Origin of the sequence: Bradyrhizobium sp. SPXBL-04 (genome assembly GCF_051853035.1) — a bacterium.
In the GTDB taxonomy this organism is placed as follows: domain Bacteria; phylum Pseudomonadota; class Alphaproteobacteria; order Rhizobiales; family Xanthobacteraceae; genus Bradyrhizobium; species Bradyrhizobium zhanjiangense.
In genome coordinates this window covers 6,535,690-6,552,031 of sequence record NZ_CP182472.1, presented here as the reverse complement: position 1 = coordinate 6,552,031, position 16,342 = coordinate 6,535,690, and the positions used below count along the sequence as shown (strand labels likewise).

Sequence of the window (16,342 nt, the reverse complement as noted above, 5' to 3'; positions counted from 1 at the left end):
GGCAGAACGCGATTCCGAGGTTGTCCTACCCGGAAAAATCGGAAACAAGAGGGCGCAATCGACCAAGGACCGTCTCAAGGGCTGAGATCAGATGAGCACCGAAGAACTTCCCCCGCGCGAATCCATGGAATTCGACGTCGTCATCGTCGGCGCCGGCCCCTCCGGCCTGTCGGCTGCGATCCGGCTGAAGCAGCTCAACGCCGATCTCAACGTGGTCGTGGTGGAGAAGGGCTCCGAGGTCGGCGCGCATATTCTCTCGGGCGCCGTGATCGACCCGGCGGGGCTCGACAAGCTGATCCCGGACTGGCGCGAGGATTCCGACTGCCCGCTGAAGACGCAGGTGAAGGACGACCGCTTCTACTGGATGACGGGCGCCGGCGCGATCAAGCTGCCGAATTTCATGATGCCGCCGCTGATGGACAATCATCACTGCTACATCGGCTCGCTCGGCAATGTCTGCCGCTGGCTGGCGCGCAAGGCCGAGGCGCTCGGCGTCGAGATCTATCCGGGCTTTGCGGCGGCCGAAGTGCTCTATGACGAGGAGGGCAAGGTCAAGGGCATCGCCACCGGCGACATGGGCATCGGCCGCGACGGCAAGCCGAAGGATTCCTTCACCCGCGGCATGGAATTGCTCGGCAAGTACACGCTGTTTGCCGAAGGCGCCCGAGGCAGCCTGACCAAGCAGCTCATCAACAAATTCGCACTCGACGCCAAGGCCGAGCCACCAAAATTCGGTATCGGCCTCAAGGAGGTCTGGCAGATCGATCCCGCCAAGCACCAGAAGGGCTTGATCCAGCATTCGTTCGGCTGGCCGCTCGACATGAAGACCGGCGGCGGCTCGTTCCTCTATCACTATGACGACAATCTCGTCGCCGTCGGCTTCGTCGTGCATCTGAATTACGACGATCCTTATCTGTCGCCGTTCGACGAATTCCAGCGCTTCAAGACCCATCCCTCGATCCGCGGCACTTTCGAAGGCGCCAAGCGGCTCGCTTATGGTGCGCGCGCCATCACCGAGGGGGGCTATCAGTCGGTGCCGAAGCTGAGCTTCCCCGGCGGCGCGCTGATCGGCTGCGCAGCCGGCTTCGTCAACGTGCCGCGCATCAAGGGCGTGCACAATGCAATGGGCACCGGCATGCTCGCCGCCGAACATGTCGCCGCGGCGATCGCCGCCGAGCGCGCCAATGACGAGCTCGTCGAATACGAGAATGCCTGGCGTTCCTCGTCGGTCGGCAAGGATTTGTTCCTGGTCCGCAACGTCAAGCCGCTGTGGTCGAAGTTCGGCACCGTGCTCGGCGTCGCGCTCGGCGGCTTCGACATGTGGTGCAACACGCTGTTCGGCGCATCGCTGTTCGGCACCCAGTCGCATCGCAAGCACGACCGCGCCACACTCGATCCGGCCAAGAGCCACGCGCCGAAGAACTACCCGAAGCCGGACGGCAAGATCACCTTCGACAAGCTGTCCTCGGTGTTTTTGTCCAACACCAATCACGAAGAAGACCAGCCGATCCATCTGAAGGTCACGGACATGGACCTCCAGAAGACCTCGGAGCACGACGTGTTCGCCGGTCCCTCGAACCGCTATTGCCCGGCCGGCGTCTATGAGTGGATTGAGGAGGGTTCTGGCCCGCGCTTCCAGATCAACGCCCAGAATTGTGTCCACTGCAAAACCTGCGACGTGAAGGACCCCAACGGCAACATCACCTGGGTTCCCCCGGAGGGCGGTGGTGGCCCGAATTACGAGGCGATGTAAGCCGGGGAACATGCAGCCTGGGCCGATGTAACCAAGGTTACGCGACCCCGGCAATGTGACGCACGTTCGCGTGAGAACCGGGCCGCGGGAGCGGCCCGCGGCCACGATAAGGCCATAGTAGCAGCGTCTTGGGGCGCTCTTGGCCGATTCATCTGACCGATTTGGGGCGTGCGGCGGGGATCGCCCGGTCCGAATCCTTGCGGCGAAGCGCCAAAAGCGGCATTGTCGGCCTGACGGTTCCGGGTCCCGATGCGACCGGCCGCGTTCGCATGCGATACGGCCTTCTGCTGCAGACCCAGGCACTACCAACTCAAGGCGAGCCCTGATGTTTTCAAATCGTTTCAACCGCTGGACTGCTGCCGCCATCGCTCTCATGGGCACCGCGTTCGTCGCGGTCCCCGGCGCGGTCCTGGCGCAGACGCCGGATCACCCGGAAAACACGGCGGCGCAGTTTCCGACCCGGAACGATCTGAAGTCGCTCACCGGCGCCGGCAGCTATCTCGCCGCCCGCCACGCCAGCGTCGAGCGCGACGCCTCCTCCGCCGCCGCGTTCTACCGCTCGGCCCTGCGCACCGATCCGAAGAACAACGAACTGCTCGACCGCGCCTTCATCTCCTCGGTCGCCGACGGCGACATCGACGAGGCCGTCAAGCTCGCCGAGCGCATCCTCACCATCGACAAGACCAACCGCGTCGCGCGGCTCGTCGTCGGCGTGCATGATCTCAAGCTGAAGAAGTATGCGACGGCGCAAACCAACATCAACCAGTCGATCCGTGGTCCGATCACCGATCTCGTCGCCACGCTGCTGTCGGGCTGGGCCGCCTATGGTGCGGGCGACGCCAAGGGCGGTGTTGCCACCATCGACAAGCTGGCCGGTCCGGAATGGTATCCGCTGTTCAAGGACCTCCACGCGGGCATGATCCTCGAGCTCTCCGGCAAGGAGAAGGATGCCGGCACCCGCTTCGAGCGCGCCTACAAGCTCGACGATTCCATGCTGCGCGTCACCGAGGCCTATGCGCGCTGGCTGTCGCGCAACAAGGATTCCGCCGCCGCGACCACCGTGTACCAGGCTTTCGACAAGAAGCTCGCCCGCCATCCGCTGATCGTGGAAGGCCTGCGCGAGACCAAGGCCGGCAAGAAGATGCCGCCGCTGGTCGATTCCGCGCAAGCCGGCGCCGCCGAAGCGCTCTACGGCATCGGCGCCACGCTGACCCGCCGTGGCGGCGAGGATCTGGCGCTGGTCTATCTCCAGCTCTCGCTCTACCTCCAGCCCAGCCATCCGCTGGCGCTGCTCTCGCTCGCCGATCTCTATGAATCGGTGAAGCGGCCGCAGATGGCGATCAAGGTCTACGAGCGCGTGCCCTCGTCCTCGCCGCTCAAGCGCAACGCGCAGATCCAGCTCGCAATTGACCTCGATTCCGCGGACCGCACCGACGAGGCCATCAAGATCCTAAAGGGCGTCACGTCGGAGGATTCCAAGGATCTCGAAGCCATCATGGCGCTCGGCAACATCGAGCGCGGCCGCAAGAAGTTCGGCGATTGCGGCGCGACCTATTCGCAAGGCATCGATGTGCTGCCGGCCGGCAACGACAAGGCCAACAGCGTCTGGTACTACTATCGCGGCATCTGCGAGGAGCGCTCCAAGCAGTGGGCCAAGGCCGAATCCGACATGAAGAAGGCTCTCGAACTTCAGCCCGATCAGCCGCACGTCCTCAACTACCTCGGCTATTCCTGGATCGACCAGGGCGTGAATCTCGACGAAGGCATGAAGATGATCAAGCGCGCCGTCGAGCAGCGTCCCGACGACGGCTATATCGTGGATTCCCTCGGCTGGGCCTATTACCGCATCGGCAATTACGAGGAGGCGGTGAAGAACCTCGAGCGCGCGATCGATCTCAAGCCCGAGGATCCCACCATCAACGACCACCTCGGCGATGCCTATTGGCGCGTCGGCCGCACGCTGGAAGCCAAATTCCAGTGGTCGCATGCGCGCGATCTCAAGCCCGAGCCGGAAGAACTGCCGAAGATCGAAGCCAAGATCGCCAACGGGCTGACCGACGACAATTCGAACTCTTCGGCGGCGCAGGCCGAGAAGAAGAAGGACGACGGCAAGGGCGGCTGAGGTTTGTTGGGGGCGTGTCGCCGATGTCGGCGTTGATTGAAGAGGGACGGGCGAAGGTCAATTTGAGCCTTCGCGTCGTCGGCCGTCGTGCCGATGGCTATCATGATCTCGAAAGCGTGGTTGCGTTTGCCGACTGCGCCGACCGGCTGACGCTGGAGCCGGGTGGCGAACTGAAGCTCACCACCACCGGACCGCTGGCGGCAGCTTGCGGCGACACCGCCGACAATCTCGTGCTCAAGGCCGCCAAGCTTCTCGCCGAGGCTGTGCCCGGCCTCAAGCTGGGCGCCTTCGTGCTCGACAAGGTGCTCCCGGTTGCAGCCGGCATCGGCGGCGGCTCGGCGGATGCCGCGGCGGCGCTGCGGCTCTTGGCGCGTCTCAACGATTTGTCGCTCGATGATTCCCGCGTTCAGAAGGTCGCGCTCGCGACCGGCGCGGATGTGCCGGTGTGTCTCCAATCGCGCGCCTGTGACATGACCGGGGTCGGCGAGCAGCTGCTGTCGCTCGCGTTGCCGAGCATGCCCTGCGTCATGGTCAATCCGCGCGTGCCGGTCGCGACCAAGGACGTGTTCAAGGCGCTGGGCCTGCGCAACGGCGAGCTCCTGGTCGGCGTCACCGACGTCATCCGCGCCCCGGCCTGGCCGGAGGAGGGGGCGTCGATCGCTGACTGGGTCGACGTTCTCGAAACCGTCCCCAACGACCTCGAAGCGCCCGCGATGCGCATCGAACCTGTCATCGGCGAGGTGCTGCAAGCCTTGCGCGATTCCGCCGGCGTCAAGCTCGCCCGCATGTCCGGCTCCGGCGCGACGTGCTTTGCGATCTATGGCGCGCCGGCCGAGGCCCATACCGCCGCCGAAAAGATCCGGCGCGATCACCCCGGCTGGTGGGTGCATGCGGGGACGTTGAGCTAGGTATTTCTGCGAAGACGGTGCCGTAGGGTGGGCAAAGCGAAGCGTGCCCACGAACTTATTCGTCAATCTGGATGCATGGTGGGCACGGCGCTGTTGCACCTTTGCCCACCCTACGGCAGTTGAGTTAGCCGCTGACCGCTGCCAGCCCAAGAAACTTTCGGATCGCGCCCAGCACCTCCTGCGGCCGGTCATGCTGCAGCCAGTGTCCCGCCCCGGCGATCGTCTCGATGCGCGCGTTCCGAAAATACCGTTCCAGGCCTGCTGCCTTTGCGCCCGCCAGAAAACTTTCGCCGGCGATGAGCAGCAGCGTCGGGCAGGCGATGCGTGACCACAGCGCGACGTGGTCGTCCGGCCAGAGCCGGTGCGGCGCGCTGGCGCGCTGGTAGGGATCGAATTTCCAGCTATAGGTGCCGTCCTCGTTCCGCCGCGCGCCATGCGTGGCGAGATGCAGCGCGAGGTCGCGGGCGAGGCGCTTGTTGTGCAGCATCATCTGCGCGGCTGCGGCCTCGAGGCTCGCATAGCGGCGCGGCGTGCGGTCATGCAGCTTGTCGAGCTGGGCGATCCATTTGCCGATGCGCTCATGCACCGGCGGCTTCGGCGTGTCCGGCAACATGGTCACGCCGTCGAGGACGACGAGCTTCGAGACCAGATCGGGGAATGATCCTGAAAAGATCAGGCTGACCATGCCGCCCATCGAATGGCCGATGAGCGTCACCTGAGGCGCTGCGATGCTGCGGACGAGCTGGGCAAGATCGTACACATATTCCGTCAGCGCGTAGCTGCCGCCTCGGGTCCATTCGGAATCGCCGTGTCCGCGCAGGTCGGGTGCGAGCACGTGAAAGTGCGGCTGCAACGATTCTGCGATGACGTCCCAGCTGCGGCAATGATCGCGGCCGCCATGGACCAGGATGGCGACGGGCGCGCCGTCATTGCCCCAGTCGGCATAATGCAGCCGCAGGCCGTGCGATTCATAGAAGCGGCTTTGCGGGGCGCTAGCCATTTGCCGGGCGCCGCGCCAGTGCGAGCGACAGGCCAAGGCCGGCGATGAAGACGCCCGAGCCTTGCGTAAGTCGCCGCATCAGATGCGGCCTTCCGATCAGCTGCTTGCGCGTTGCTGATGCCATCAGCACCACCGCCACATCGGCGAGCGTGTTCAAGATCACCGAGATCGCGCCGAGCACGATGAAATGCAGCGTGGGGTTCGATCCCGCGGGATCCAGGAATTGCGGAATGAAGGCGAGGAAAAACGCCGCGGTCTTCGGGTTCAGCGCCTCCACCAGCACGCCGTCGCGGAAGGCGCGCTTGTCGCCGACGGGCTCGCTCTCGAGCGACAGCGTCCGGCCGGCGCTGCGGAACGTCTTGATACCGAGCCAGACCAGATAGAGCGCGCCGACGAATTTTACGGCCGCGAACAGTTCGGCACTGGCCAGGATGATCGCGGAGATGCCGAGGCTGCCCGCCACCACATGAACCAGTCCGCCCAGCGCCGTGCCCGCGGTTGATGCAAAGCCGCTGATGCGTCCCTCCGACAAGGTCCGTGCCGCGACATAGAAAATGCCGGGGCCTGGAATGGCGGCAATGAGACAGGCTGCTGCCAGGAACAGCCAGAAGTTCGTCGTGATCATGCTGTTTTGGTAACGAAGCCGGCCGCGATTGCAAGGTCCCTCGTTTAGCCCATCCGGCGGAAGATCACGCTGGCATTGACCCCGCCAAAGCCGAAGCCGTTGGAGATGGCATTCTGCATCGGCATCGGCCGCGCTGCGCCGGAGACGATGTCGATGCCATCAGCGCCAGGATCCGGGTTTTCGAGATTGAGTGTCGGCGGCGCGATCTGGTCGCGCAAAGCGAGCACCGTGAAGATCGCCTCGAGACCGCCGGCGGCGCCAAGCAGATGGCCGGTGGCCGATTTGGTCGCGCTCACGGCAATGCCCCGGTTACGGCCGAACAGCGCGCCGATCGCACCAAGCTCGCTCTCGTCGCCGGCCGGCGTCGACGTCGCATGCGCGTTCAGGTGCTGCAAATCCGTGGGCGCAAGATCCGCCTGCCGAAGCGCGATCTCCATGGCGCGGCGGGCGCCGTCGCCATCGGGCGAACCCGATGTCATGTGATAGGCATCCGCGCTCGTGCCGTAGCCGACGATCTCCGCGATCGGCGTTGCACCGCGCGCCAGCGCATGCTCCAGCCCCTCGATCACCAGGATGCCGGCGCCTTCGCCCATCACAAAACCGTCGCGCTTCCGATCGAACGGGCGCGAGGCGCGCGCGGGCTCGTCGTTGTAGCCGCTCGACAGAGCACGTGCGGCTGCAAAGCCACCGAGGCTGACGATATCGATACAGGCCTCCGCGCCGCCGCAGATCGCAACGTCGGCTTCGCCAGCGCGGATCATGCGCGCGGCATCGCCGATCGCCTGCACGCCGGCGGCGCAGGCCGTGACAGGCGTGCCCAGCGCGCCCTTGTAGCCGTATTTGATCGAGACATGGCCGGCGGCGAGATTGGCGAGGAACGAGGGGATCGTGAACGGCGAGAGCCGGCGCGCGCCGCGCTGCTCGGTGATGCGCACCGCCTCTGCCATCGCCGGAAAGCCGCCGACGCCGGAGGCGATGATCGTCGCAGTCCGTTCCTGCGCCGCTGCGTCTTGCGGCATCCATTTGGCTTGCGTCACCGCTTCTGCGGTGGCGAGCAGCGCGAACAGGATGAAGCGGTCCATCTTGCGCTGATCTTTTGGCGCGGCCGCCTGTGCGGGATCAAAGCCGCCTTCGGCGTCATCGGCCCTGTCGGGCACGAGCCCGGCAATGCGCGCCGGCAGTGCCTGCGCCCATTCCGGCAGCGGGCGCAGCCCGCTTTGACTGGCCAGCAGCCGGCGCCAGGACAGTTCGACACCGCAGCCAAGCGGCGACACTGCGCCCATTCCGGTCACGACGATACGACGCATGTCAGTCTCCAGCCGGCGCGACGGCCGGGTTCATGGCTTTGAGCGAAGCGAGCCGCGCACGCATCCCGCGGCTGGCGCGGGGGCCTGCGATGACGACTGCATTGGTGAGCGTGATCGGACGCATGTCGGCGGCGTCGACGACGACAGGATCGAGCGGGCGAACGTCGCTTCGGTTCGCCAGCAGGATAGATTCGCCTTTGGGAGCGAGATGCTTGTTGCCCCAGGCGAGCAGCGCCACGATCACGGGGAAGAAATCCCGCGCCTTATCCGTCAGCACATATTCGTAGCGCGGCGGCCGCTCATGATAGCGGCGGCGAACGAACATGCCGCTCTCGGTGAGATGGGCGAGTCGCCGCGACAGGATGTTCGGCGCGATGCCGAGGCTTTGCGAAAACTCGTCGAACTTCGTCGCGCCCTGAAACGCATCCCGCAGGATCAGGATGCTCCACCATTCGCCGACCGTCTCCACGGCGCGGCCGACCGGGCATTCCAGGATGGAAGGGGATTTGGGCTGCATGGCGGGAAGGTAGGGTAGTTACTTTCAAAATGCAAGTTACTAGGTGAGCGCGGGTGGAGGCCGGTAAGGAAGCGGCGCGACCGTTGGGCTGTGGGGTGAGTTGAAATGCGAGTTGGCGAAAGATGGTCGTGCGCCTCACTCCGTCATTGCGAGCGGAGCGAAGCAATCCAGACTATTTCCGCGGAGGGATTCTGGATTGCTTCGCTGCGCTCGCAATGACGATGTGGAGGCAGCGGTGGGCGATCTCACCGGTGTCGCCGGTGTGTGCCGTAGAGGCGCCCCTAATGCGACCGCGCCAGGCAGAACGCCACCACCTGCTCCAGCGCGCTCTTCATCGGCGAGGACGGGAACAGCGCCAGTGCATCGACTGCCATGGCGCCGTAGTGCTGGGCGCGGCTCAGCGTGTCCTCGAGGGCGCGGTGCTTGTTCATCAGGCCGATGGCGTGGTCGAGATCGGGATCGCCGATCTCGCCGCGCTCCAGCGCCCGGATCCAGAAGGCGCGCTCGGTGTCGTTGCCGCGGCGGAAGGCGAGCACGACCGGCAGGGTGATCTTGCCCTCGCGGAAATCGTCGCCGGTGTTCTTGCCGAGCTTGGCGCTCTTGCCACCATAGTCGAGCACGTCATCGACGAGCTGGAAGGCGATGCCGAGATTCATGCCGACCGAGCGGCAGGCGGTCTGCTCCGCCTTCGGACGGTTGGCGATGACAGGGCCGACCTCGCAGGCGGCCGCGAACAGCTCGGCGGTCTTGCCGCGGATCACAGCGAGATATTCGTCCTCAGTGGTCGCGGTGTTCTTGGCAGCCGCGAGCTGCATCACCTCGCCCTCGGCGATGGTGGCGGCGGCCGCGGAGAGGATGTCGAGCGCGCGCAGCGAGCCGACCTCCACCATCATGCGAAAAGCCTGGCCGAGCAGGAAGTCGCCGACCAGCACGCTCGCCTCGTTGCCCCAGAGCATGCGCGCCGACAGCTTGCCGCGGCGCATCTCGCTCTCGTCGACGACGTCGTCGTGGAGCAGGGTCGCGGTGTGCATGAACTCGACGGAGGCGGCGAGCTTGATGTGGCCGTCGCCGGTGTAGCCGGCGAGGTTGGCCATGGCGAGCGTCAGCATCGGCCGCAGTCGTTTTCCTCCGGAGGAAATCAGATGGTTGGCGACCTCCGGGATCATGGTTACATCCGAACCGGTCCGCGACAGGATCGTGGCGTTGACGCGCTCCATGTCACCGGCGACAAGGGTAACCAGCTCTTCGATCGACGCGCCGGGAGTTTCGAAAGGTACGATGACGGCCACGCCGGTCTCCAATATTTGCCCCGGAAGGGCTATTCTGATGGAAAGACAATAGAAACTGGCGGCGGACGCGGCAAGTGCCGCGGAACCATTGACATTTGCCGCTTTCCCCCTTTTTCAGGCAGGAGACCTGCGTTTTGCGTGAACTGGTTCGGACCAACGACATGGTGCTGGTGTCGGCGATCGGCGCACTGCTCGACGGTGCCAACATCCATCATCTGGTGCTGGACCAGAACATGAGCATCATCGAGGGCTCGCTCGGCATTTTGCCGCGCCGTATCCTGGTCCATGAAGACGACGCCCTCGAGGCCCGTCAGCTCCTCACCGAGGCTGGCCTCAGCCACGAACTGCGCGGCGATGATTGAGGCGCCGGCTGATATCACCGAGGACGCCTTTCTCGGCGGGCAGTTACGCCTGAAGCAGAAGCGGTCCGGCCATCGCGCCGGGCACGACGCCATCCTGCTCGCGGCGGCGACCGAGGCCAGGGCAGGCGATCGCGTGGTCGATCTCGGCGCCGGCATCGGCGCGGCGGGCCTCGCGCTCGCCCGGCGCGTGGCGGGGATCAACCTCAGCCTGATCGAGATCGATCCGAAGCTGGCGGAGCTTGCGCGGGCCAACGCCGTGGCAAATGGAATTGCCGCCGAGGCGATCGTGCTCGACGTCACGGCCGATGCCCAGGCGTTTGCGGCACATGGGCTCGTGCCCGACAGCGTCGACGTGGTGCTGATGAACCCGCCTTTCAACGATCCGGCGCGGCATCGCGGGTCGCCGGACCAGGCGCGTCACACCGCCCATGTCGCGAGCGAGGAGACGCTGAATGCATGGGTGCATGCGGTGCGGCGCATCCTGCGATCGAATGGCGTGCTGACATTGATCTGGCGGGCAGATGGGATCGCCGACGTCCTGGCAGCGCTGTCACGCGGCTTCGGCAGCCTGTCGATTCTTCCGGTTCATGGGGAAGCCGGACGTCCCGCGATCCGGGTGCTGGTGCGGGGGGTCAAAGGCGGCCGGGCGCCGACGCGGCTGCTGCCGGGCCTCATGCTCAACGACGAGTCAGGCGTCCCTAAAAAAGAGGTCAAGGAGATTCTGGAGGGGAGGGCGGTGTTGCCGCTGGCGGAGCCGTGACGGCCTACTGCGGAAGCGATTCCGACTGCTGTTCCTGCGGCGTCGTCAGACGGATCGCCATGAATAGCGCACCGATCAGCAGCATCAGCAAATAGATTTTCATGGCGTTCTCCGCTGCCTCATTGCAGCCTCCCAACGGAAAATCTGCAAAACACGTTCCAGGCACTTCCAATGACAGTCGCGTGATAAGAAATGGTTAAGCAGAGGTAACGGCATGGCCGAACAATTGAACGATCGTGAGAGTTCCGGCCTGGCCGACAAGCTCATGCAATATCTGCCGGCGCGTTTCCGGCCCGGCGCGGCAATCGTGCCGGTGGTGCGGCTATCCGGCGTAATCGGCGCAGTGACGCCGCTGCGTCCGGGCATGACGCTCGCGACCGTCGCACGGGTGCTGGAGCGGGCGTTTTCGTATCGGAACGCCAAGGCGGTGGCGCTGGTGATCAATTCGCCCGGCGGCTCGCCGGTGCAGTCGCGCCAGATCTACCTGCGCATCAAGCAGCTCGCGGCGGAGAAGAAGCTGCCCGTGCTGGTCTTCGTCGAGGACGTTGCGGCCTCGGGCGGCTACATGATCGCCTGTGCCGGCGATGAGATCATCTGCGATCCCTCATCGATCCTCGGCTCGATCGGCGTGGTCGGTGGCAGTTTTGGTTTCCAGGAGGCGATCAGGCGGCTCGGCGTCGAGCGGCGCCTCTACACCGCCGGCGCCCACAAGGCGATGCTCGACCCGTTCCTTCCGGAAAACCCGGATGACGTCGCCAAGCTGAAGGCGATCCAGCGCGAGATCCATCAGATCTTCATCTCGCTGGTAAAGGACAGCCGCGGCGCGCGGCTGAAGGGCGCGGACGACACCCTGTTCACGGGAGAATACTGGGCCGGCGAGAGCGCGATCGCGCTGGGGCTCGCCGACGGCATCGGTGATATCCGCTCAACTCTTCGTGCCCGCTATGGCGAGAAGGTTCTCACCCCCGTGATCGCGCAGCCGACCGGGCTCCTCTCCGGCCTTCTGGGCCGGAAAGCGCCGGGCGCGGGGCAGCTTTCGGCCCTGGAATCAATGGCCGGCCTGCCGGACGAACTGATCTCGGCAGTCGAGACGCGGGCGATTTGGGCGAAATTCGGGTTCTAGGGCTCGCGCTCCCGCGCCATTTGGCCCCTCGACGCTCCGATTGCGGCGCAGGTCCATCTGCGCAACAATGCGCATGGGGGCTGAGCACTAGACAAGGATCGACCGATGCCGCCGTTCGTCGCTTTCGCGGGCGTCCTGGGTGGGCTTGCCGTGGTCCGCTGGGCCTACAAGACCGCTGTCCGGATCAACCAGGAGCTGGAGGAGATGCGCCTGTCGCGCGTCACCGAGGCCGCCCCTATGGGGGACATCCAGACGCTGAAACGTGACCCCGTGACCGGAGCTTACCGGCCGGGCTAGCTCTTCCCGCGCGCAAGGTGCGCCTCCTCTCCCGCTTGCGGGGGAGGGCTGGGGAGAGGGTCTCTCCACGAGCGAGAACCCCAAGAGGAGAAAGCCCTCACCCGGCGCTTCGCGCCGACATCTCCCGCAGGCGGGCGAGGTAAGAAAGCCCCCTTCGCCTTGATTCCCATCCCCGCCGTCGATACGGTCCCGCGCGATTCAACCCCCCGCGAGAGCCTGATCTGACGATGGACGCCTCATTGCCCGCCCATATGCGCCCGGAACGCTCGTTCCAGGGCCTGCTCCTGGCCTTGCAGCGCTACTGGGCGGATTACGGCTGCGTGATCCTTCAGCCCTACGACATGGAAGTTGGCGCCGGCACCTTCCACCCCGGGACGACCCTGCGCGCGCTCGGTCCGAGGCCGTGGAATGCCGCCTATGTGCAACCCTCCCGCCGGCCCAAGGACGGCCGCTACGGCGAGAATCCGAACCGGCTCCAGCACTATTATCAGTTCCAGGTCATCCTCAAGCCGTCGCCGCCGAACCTTCAGGAGCTGTACCTGAAGTCGCTCGCGGCCATCGGCATCGATTCCGCCGTGCACGACATCCGCTTCGTCGAGGACGACTGGGAAAGCCCGACGCTGGGCGCCTGGGGCCTGGGATGGGAGTGCTGGTGCGACGGCATGGAAGTCAGCCAGTTCACCTATTTCCAGCAGGTCGCCGGCGTCGAATGCGCGCCGGTCGCGGGCGAGCTCACCTACGGGCTCGAGCGGCTGGCCTGCTATCTGCAAGGCGTCGACCGCATCATGGATCTGAACTTCAACGGTCGCGAGGGCGCCGAGAAGGTCACCTACAAGGAGGTGTTCTTCCAGGCCGAGCAGGAATATTCGCGGCACAATTTCGAGCACGCTGACACCGCGATGCTGTTCGAGCAATTCAAGATGGCCGAAACGGCCTGCAAGAAATACCTCGATGCCGGCTGGAAGGACGAGAAGCGCGAGGCGCATCTGATGGCACTGCCGGCTTACGACCAGTGCATCAAGGCGAGCCATGTCTTCAACCTGCTCGACGCGCGCGGCGTGATTTCGGTGACGGAGCGACAGAGCTACATCTTCCGGGTCCGCGAGCTGGCGAAAGCCTGCGGCGAAGCCTGGGTGCACACCGAAGCGGGCGGAGCGGCCTGATGCCCGAATTGTTGCTTGAACTGTTCTCGGAAGAAATCCCCGCGCGCATGCAGGCCAAGGCGGCCGACGATCTGCGCCGCCTGGTCACGGACAAGCTCGTCGCCGAAGGCCTCGTCTATGAGGGCGCGAAAGCCTTCGCGACGCCGCGCCGCCTTGCGCTCACCGTGCACGGCATCCCTGCGCGCCAGCCTGATCTCAAGACCGAGCGCCGCGGACCGAAAGTCGGCGGCCCCGATGCGGCCGTGCAGGGCTTTTTGAAAGCGACCGGTCTGAAATCGCTGGACGAAGCCAAGATCCAGCGCGACCCGAAGGGCGACTTCTACATCGCGCTGATCGAGAAGACCGGCCGCGACGCCATCGACGTGCTCGCGGAAATCCTGCCCGTCATCATCCGCACCTTCCCCTGGCCGAAATCGATGCGGTGGGGCGCGCGCTCGGCCAAGCCCGGCTCGCTCAACTGGGTGCGTCCGCTGCACGCGATCACCGCGACCTTCGGCCTCGAGACCGAAGAGCCCGATGTCGTAAAATTCTCGGTCGATGGCATCGAGGCCGGCCAGACCACCTACGGCCATCGCTTCCTCGCGCCATCAGCTATTTCTGTCCGCCGTTTCGCGGACTACGAAGCCAAGCTCCTGAATGCGAAGGTCGTGCTCGACCCTGACAGGCGCAAGGACGCGATCCTGACCGACGCCAAGCAGCTTGCCTTCGCGCAAGGCTTCGAGCTGGTCGAGGACCAGAACCTGCTCGATGAGGTCGCAGGCCTCGTCGAATGGCCGGTCGTGCTGATGGGCTCGTTCGAGCAGGAGTTCTTGAAAACTCCCGACGAGGTGATCCGCGCCACCATCCGCAACAACCAGAAGTGCTTCGTGGTGCGCGACCCCAAGACGGGCAAGCTCGCCAACAAGTTCATCCTCGTCGCCAACATCGAGGCGACCGACGGTGGTGCGACCATCATCGCCGGCAACGAGCGCGTGATCCGCGCGCGGCTCAGCGATGCAAAATTCTTCTACGAGACCGATCTGAAGACGAAGCTCGAGGATCGGCTGCCGAAGTTCGAGCAGATCGTGTTCCACGAGAAGCTCGGCGCGCAGGCGGAGCGCATCAAGCGTATCGAACGCCTCGCCGCCGAGATCGCGCCGCTGGTCGGCGCCGATGTCGCCAAGGCGATGCGTGCCGCACATCTCGCCAAGGCGGATCTGCTGACCGAAGTGGTCGGCGAATTCCCGGAAGTGCAGGGCCTGATGGGCAAGTATTACGCGTTGGCACAGGGTGAGGATGCATCCGTCGCTGCTGCCTGCGAGGAGCATTACAAGCCGCAAGGTCCTGCCGATCGCGTGCCGACAGATTCGGTCAGCGTGGCTGTGGCGCTCGCGGATAAGATCGATACGCTCGTCGGCTTCTGGGTCATCGACGAGAAGCCGACGGGCAGCAAGGATCCGTATGCACTGCGGCGGGCAGCACTCGGGGTGATCAGGCTGATTGCCGAGAACGCGTTGCGTTTGTCGCTCATGGAGGTGGCGGCGTCTGCACTCGCCGGCTTGTCGGTCAAGCCGGCCGATGCTCAAAAGCTTCCGAGTGACCTGCTCGCCTTCTTCGCCGACCGCCTGAAAGTCCAACTCCGCGAGCAGGGGGCGCGGCACGATCTCGTCGATGCCGTGTTCGCGCTCGGCGGCCAGGACGATCTCCTGTTGATCGTCCGCCGAGTCGAGGCGCTCGGCAAGTTCCTCGATAGCGACGATGGCAAGAACCTGCTCGCCGGCACCAAGCGCGCCAGCAACATCCTTTCGATCGAAGAGAAGAAGGACAAGCGCACGTTCGACGGCGCGCCCGATGCTGCGCTCTACAGCCTCAACGAGGAGAAAGCGCTGGCGAAGGCGATCGGTGAGGTCAAGGCGGAAGCGAGCGCTGCCGTCGCCAAGGAAGACTTTTCCGCCGCGATGAGCGCGATGGCGAAATTGCGTCCGCCGGTCGACGCGTTCTTCGACAAGGTCCGCGTCAATGACGACGATGCGAAGGTGCGCGAGAATCGGTTGAAGCTGCTGAACGAGATCCGCAGCGCCACGCGGGCGGTGGCGGATTTCTCGAAGATCCAGGACTGATCGCGCAGGAGGCTGTCGTTCCGGGGCGCGCGGAGCGCGAGCCCGGAATCCATTCATCCTCATGCGCTGCGGCCCGATGGATTCCGGGTCCACGCCTTCGGCGTGTCCCGGAATGACGGCTATTGGTGTGGCGCAAAAAAGCCCCACCCGGCGGGGGGAGGACCGGGCGGGGCCTGATGTCCGATTAATACTGCTCGCGCCAGCCTGATGTGGCGCGCCGGACATCTAGTCGATCTCAGGTCGTCGATCTCAGTTCAGCACCTCGACGATGCGGCGTGAGCGCGGTTCGACCAGCACGGTCTCGCCGTTCACGACGGTGTAGCGATAGGTGGTGGCGCCGAAACGTTGCGGCACGTCATAATAGGTGATGCCGCTCTCGGGTAAGATGGCGCCGACCACCACGCGATCCGGGATGCGGAAGGGCGGCACACGTTGTTCGACGACATAGTCGCGGAAGGCTACCCGCTGGTCGGCCGCAATGGTCGGGCTGCTGTCGACCACGGCGGGCGCGCGTCCCACCGTGACATCGCTTTGCGCCTGTGCCGCGAGGGGCGAGCCGATCGCAACGCACAGCGCCGCGAGGGCAAGAATCCTGTTTCGCATGGGCAACTCCTTCGACGTGATGTTCGGCAAGCGCCAGTGGCGCATTCGGTTGCCAATGCATGCGACTTCGCAATGTTCCGGGAAAGGGCCTGCCGTATCCGCGGCAATTTCGGGCAGTTTTCGCGAAGCCGGGAACTCGCATCGGTCTTACGCGTCTCTACTCGCGGAACCGGGGCCGCTATGATCCGCCCGCGATTCGTCCACCTCCACAGAAAGATAATTCATGCACATCACCGTCGCCCACATTTCGCCGATCCTGTCGTTGATTGCGGGCGTGCTCATCCTGATCATGCCGCGACTTCTCAATCTGATCGTCGCGATCTTCCTCATCGTGAACGGCGCGATCGGGCTCGGGCTCCTGAAGTGGCTCCGCTTCTAGGCGTTCACTTTTCGGAACTGTCCGTCTTGCGCGGG

At 65.0% G+C, this 16,342-nt stretch carries 16 protein-coding genes; 10 read left to right on the top strand and 6 right to left on the bottom strand.

Annotation, left to right across the window (positions count from 1 at the left end):
* The first annotated feature begins 91 nt into the window (after positions 1-91).
* The 3 genes from ACNJX8_RS31520 to ACNJX8_RS31510 all read left to right on the top strand — a co-directional run bounded on the left by ACNJX8_RS31520 (position 92) and on the right by ACNJX8_RS31510 (position 4,783).
* Entirely contained in the window at positions 92-1,753 is a 1,662-nt protein-coding gene (locus ACNJX8_RS31520; RefSeq protein WP_439357997.1) for an electron transfer flavoprotein-ubiquinone oxidoreductase, read from the top strand.
* 325 nt (positions 1,754-2,078) lie between these two features.
* The gene (locus tag ACNJX8_RS31515) at positions 2,079-3,875 is read left to right on the top strand and encodes a tetratricopeptide repeat protein (RefSeq protein ID WP_439357996.1); all 1,797 of its coding nucleotides are present in this window, start codon (positions 2,079-2,081) and stop codon (positions 3,873-3,875) included.
* 23 nt (positions 3,876-3,898) lie between these two features.
* On the top strand, positions 3,899-4,783 hold the full coding sequence (locus tag ACNJX8_RS31510; protein WP_439357995.1) for a 4-(cytidine 5'-diphospho)-2-C-methyl-D-erythritol kinase: 885 nt from the start codon (positions 3,899-3,901) through the stop codon (positions 4,781-4,783).
* A gap of 124 nt (positions 4,784-4,907) precedes the next feature.
* On the opposite strand, the gene ACNJX8_RS31505 is transcribed toward ACNJX8_RS31510, so the two are convergent.
* From ACNJX8_RS31505 to ACNJX8_RS31485, 5 genes are all read right to left on the bottom strand, one after another.
* Positions 4,908-5,783, bottom strand: coding sequence for an alpha/beta fold hydrolase (locus ACNJX8_RS31505; protein ID WP_439357994.1), 876 nt, complete (start codon positions 5,781-5,783; stop codon positions 4,908-4,910).
* A complete protein-coding gene (locus ACNJX8_RS31500; protein WP_249760272.1) occupies positions 5,776-6,408 on the bottom strand; it encodes a LysE family translocator in 633 nt (210 codons plus the stop codon). The genes ACNJX8_RS31505 and ACNJX8_RS31500 overlap by 8 nt, the downstream gene beginning before the upstream one ends.
* Before the next feature lie 44 nt (positions 6,409-6,452).
* A complete protein-coding gene (fabF, locus tag ACNJX8_RS31495; RefSeq protein ID WP_439357993.1) occupies positions 6,453-7,715 on the bottom strand; it encodes a beta-ketoacyl-ACP synthase II in 1,263 nt (420 codons plus the stop codon).
* Between the two features lies 1 nt (position 7,716).
* Complete coding sequence (locus ACNJX8_RS31490) at positions 7,717-8,232, bottom strand: winged helix-turn-helix transcriptional regulator (RefSeq protein WP_128943216.1); 516 nt, start codon at positions 8,230-8,232, stop codon at positions 7,717-7,719.
* A 281-nt stretch (positions 8,233-8,513) separates the two neighbouring features.
* Positions 8,514-9,521 carry a polyprenyl synthetase family protein gene (locus ACNJX8_RS31485; protein ID WP_128942627.1) on the bottom strand — a complete coding sequence of 336 codons (1,008 nt, stop codon included), beginning with the start codon at positions 9,519-9,521 and terminating at the stop codon, positions 8,514-8,516.
* Between the two features lie 134 nt (positions 9,522-9,655).
* Between ACNJX8_RS31485 and ACNJX8_RS31480 the strand changes: the two genes are divergently transcribed.
* The 6 genes from ACNJX8_RS31480 to glyS all read left to right on the top strand — a co-directional run bounded on the left by ACNJX8_RS31480 (position 9,656) and on the right by glyS (position 15,325).
* On the top strand, positions 9,656-9,883 hold the full coding sequence (locus ACNJX8_RS31480; RefSeq protein ID WP_080135683.1) for a putative signal transducing protein: 228 nt from the start codon (positions 9,656-9,658) through the stop codon (positions 9,881-9,883).
* Positions 9,876-10,643, top strand: a complete 768-nt coding sequence (locus ACNJX8_RS31475; RefSeq protein WP_439357992.1) for a tRNA1(Val) (adenine(37)-N6)-methyltransferase — start codon at positions 9,876-9,878, stop codon at positions 10,641-10,643. The genes ACNJX8_RS31480 and ACNJX8_RS31475 overlap by 8 nt, the downstream gene beginning before the upstream one ends.
* A gap of 214 nt (positions 10,644-10,857) precedes the next feature.
* Complete coding sequence (locus ACNJX8_RS31470; protein WP_128935549.1) at positions 10,858-11,766, top strand: S49 family peptidase; 909 nt, start codon at positions 10,858-10,860, stop codon at positions 11,764-11,766.
* Positions 11,767-11,871: 105 nt separating this feature from the next.
* Complete coding sequence (locus tag ACNJX8_RS31465; protein WP_091892621.1) at positions 11,872-12,063, top strand: hypothetical protein; 192 nt, start codon at positions 11,872-11,874, stop codon at positions 12,061-12,063.
* A 227-nt stretch (positions 12,064-12,290) separates the two neighbouring features.
* A complete protein-coding gene (locus ACNJX8_RS31460; RefSeq protein WP_439357991.1) occupies positions 12,291-13,226 on the top strand; it encodes a glycine--tRNA ligase subunit alpha in 936 nt (311 codons plus the stop codon).
* Complete coding sequence (glyS, locus tag ACNJX8_RS31455; protein WP_439357990.1) at positions 13,226-15,325, top strand: glycine--tRNA ligase subunit beta; 2,100 nt, start codon at positions 13,226-13,228, stop codon at positions 15,323-15,325. Before ACNJX8_RS31460 ends, glyS begins: the two co-directional genes overlap by 1 nt.
* A gap of 249 nt (positions 15,326-15,574) precedes the next feature.
* On the opposite strand, the gene ACNJX8_RS31450 is transcribed toward glyS, so the two are convergent.
* Entirely contained in the window at positions 15,575-15,928 is a 354-nt protein-coding gene (locus ACNJX8_RS31450; protein WP_128935546.1) for a DUF1236 domain-containing protein, read from the bottom strand.
* 223 nt (positions 15,929-16,151) lie between these two features.
* On the opposite strand from ACNJX8_RS31450, the gene ACNJX8_RS31445 reads away from it, so the two are divergent.
* The gene (locus ACNJX8_RS31445; RefSeq protein WP_008562090.1) at positions 16,152-16,307 is read left to right on the top strand and encodes a DUF3096 domain-containing protein; all 156 of its coding nucleotides are present in this window, start codon (positions 16,152-16,154) and stop codon (positions 16,305-16,307) included.
* Positions 16,308-16,342: the final 35 nt, after the last annotated feature.

Coding starts and splice junctions, on each gene's coding strand:
- ACNJX8_RS31460 (WP_439357991.1), top strand. CDS start 12,291: ATGGACGCCTCATTGCCCGCCCATATGCGCCCGGAACGCTCGTTCCAG.
- ACNJX8_RS31510 (WP_439357995.1), top strand. CDS start 3,899: ATGTCGGCGTTGATTGAAGAGGGACGGGCGAAGGTCAATTTGAGCCTT.
- glyS (WP_439357990.1), top strand. CDS start 13,226: ATGCCCGAATTGTTGCTTGAACTGTTCTCGGAAGAAATCCCCGCGCGC.
- ACNJX8_RS31450 (WP_128935546.1), bottom strand. CDS start 15,928: ATGCGAAACAGGATTCTTGCCCTCGCGGCGCTGTGCGTTGCGATCGGC.
- ACNJX8_RS31465 (WP_091892621.1), top strand. CDS start 11,872: ATGCCGCCGTTCGTCGCTTTCGCGGGCGTCCTGGGTGGGCTTGCCGTG.
- ACNJX8_RS31470 (WP_128935549.1), top strand. CDS start 10,858: ATGGCCGAACAATTGAACGATCGTGAGAGTTCCGGCCTGGCCGACAAG.
- fabF (WP_439357993.1), bottom strand. CDS start 7,715: ATGCGTCGTATCGTCGTGACCGGAATGGGCGCAGTGTCGCCGCTTGGC.
- ACNJX8_RS31445 (WP_008562090.1), top strand. CDS start 16,152: ATGCACATCACCGTCGCCCACATTTCGCCGATCCTGTCGTTGATTGCG.
- ACNJX8_RS31490 (WP_128943216.1), bottom strand. CDS start 8,232: ATGCAGCCCAAATCCCCTTCCATCCTGGAATGCCCGGTCGGCCGCGCC.
- ACNJX8_RS31520 (WP_439357997.1), top strand. CDS start 92: ATGAGCACCGAAGAACTTCCCCCGCGCGAATCCATGGAATTCGACGTC.
- ACNJX8_RS31505 (WP_439357994.1), bottom strand. CDS start 5,783: ATGGCTAGCGCCCCGCAAAGCCGCTTCTATGAATCGCACGGCCTGCGG.
- ACNJX8_RS31500 (WP_249760272.1), bottom strand. CDS start 6,408: ATGATCACGACGAACTTCTGGCTGTTCCTGGCAGCAGCCTGTCTCATT.
- ACNJX8_RS31475 (WP_439357992.1), top strand. CDS start 9,876: ATGATTGAGGCGCCGGCTGATATCACCGAGGACGCCTTTCTCGGCGGG.
- ACNJX8_RS31515 (WP_439357996.1), top strand. CDS start 2,079: ATGTTTTCAAATCGTTTCAACCGCTGGACTGCTGCCGCCATCGCTCTC.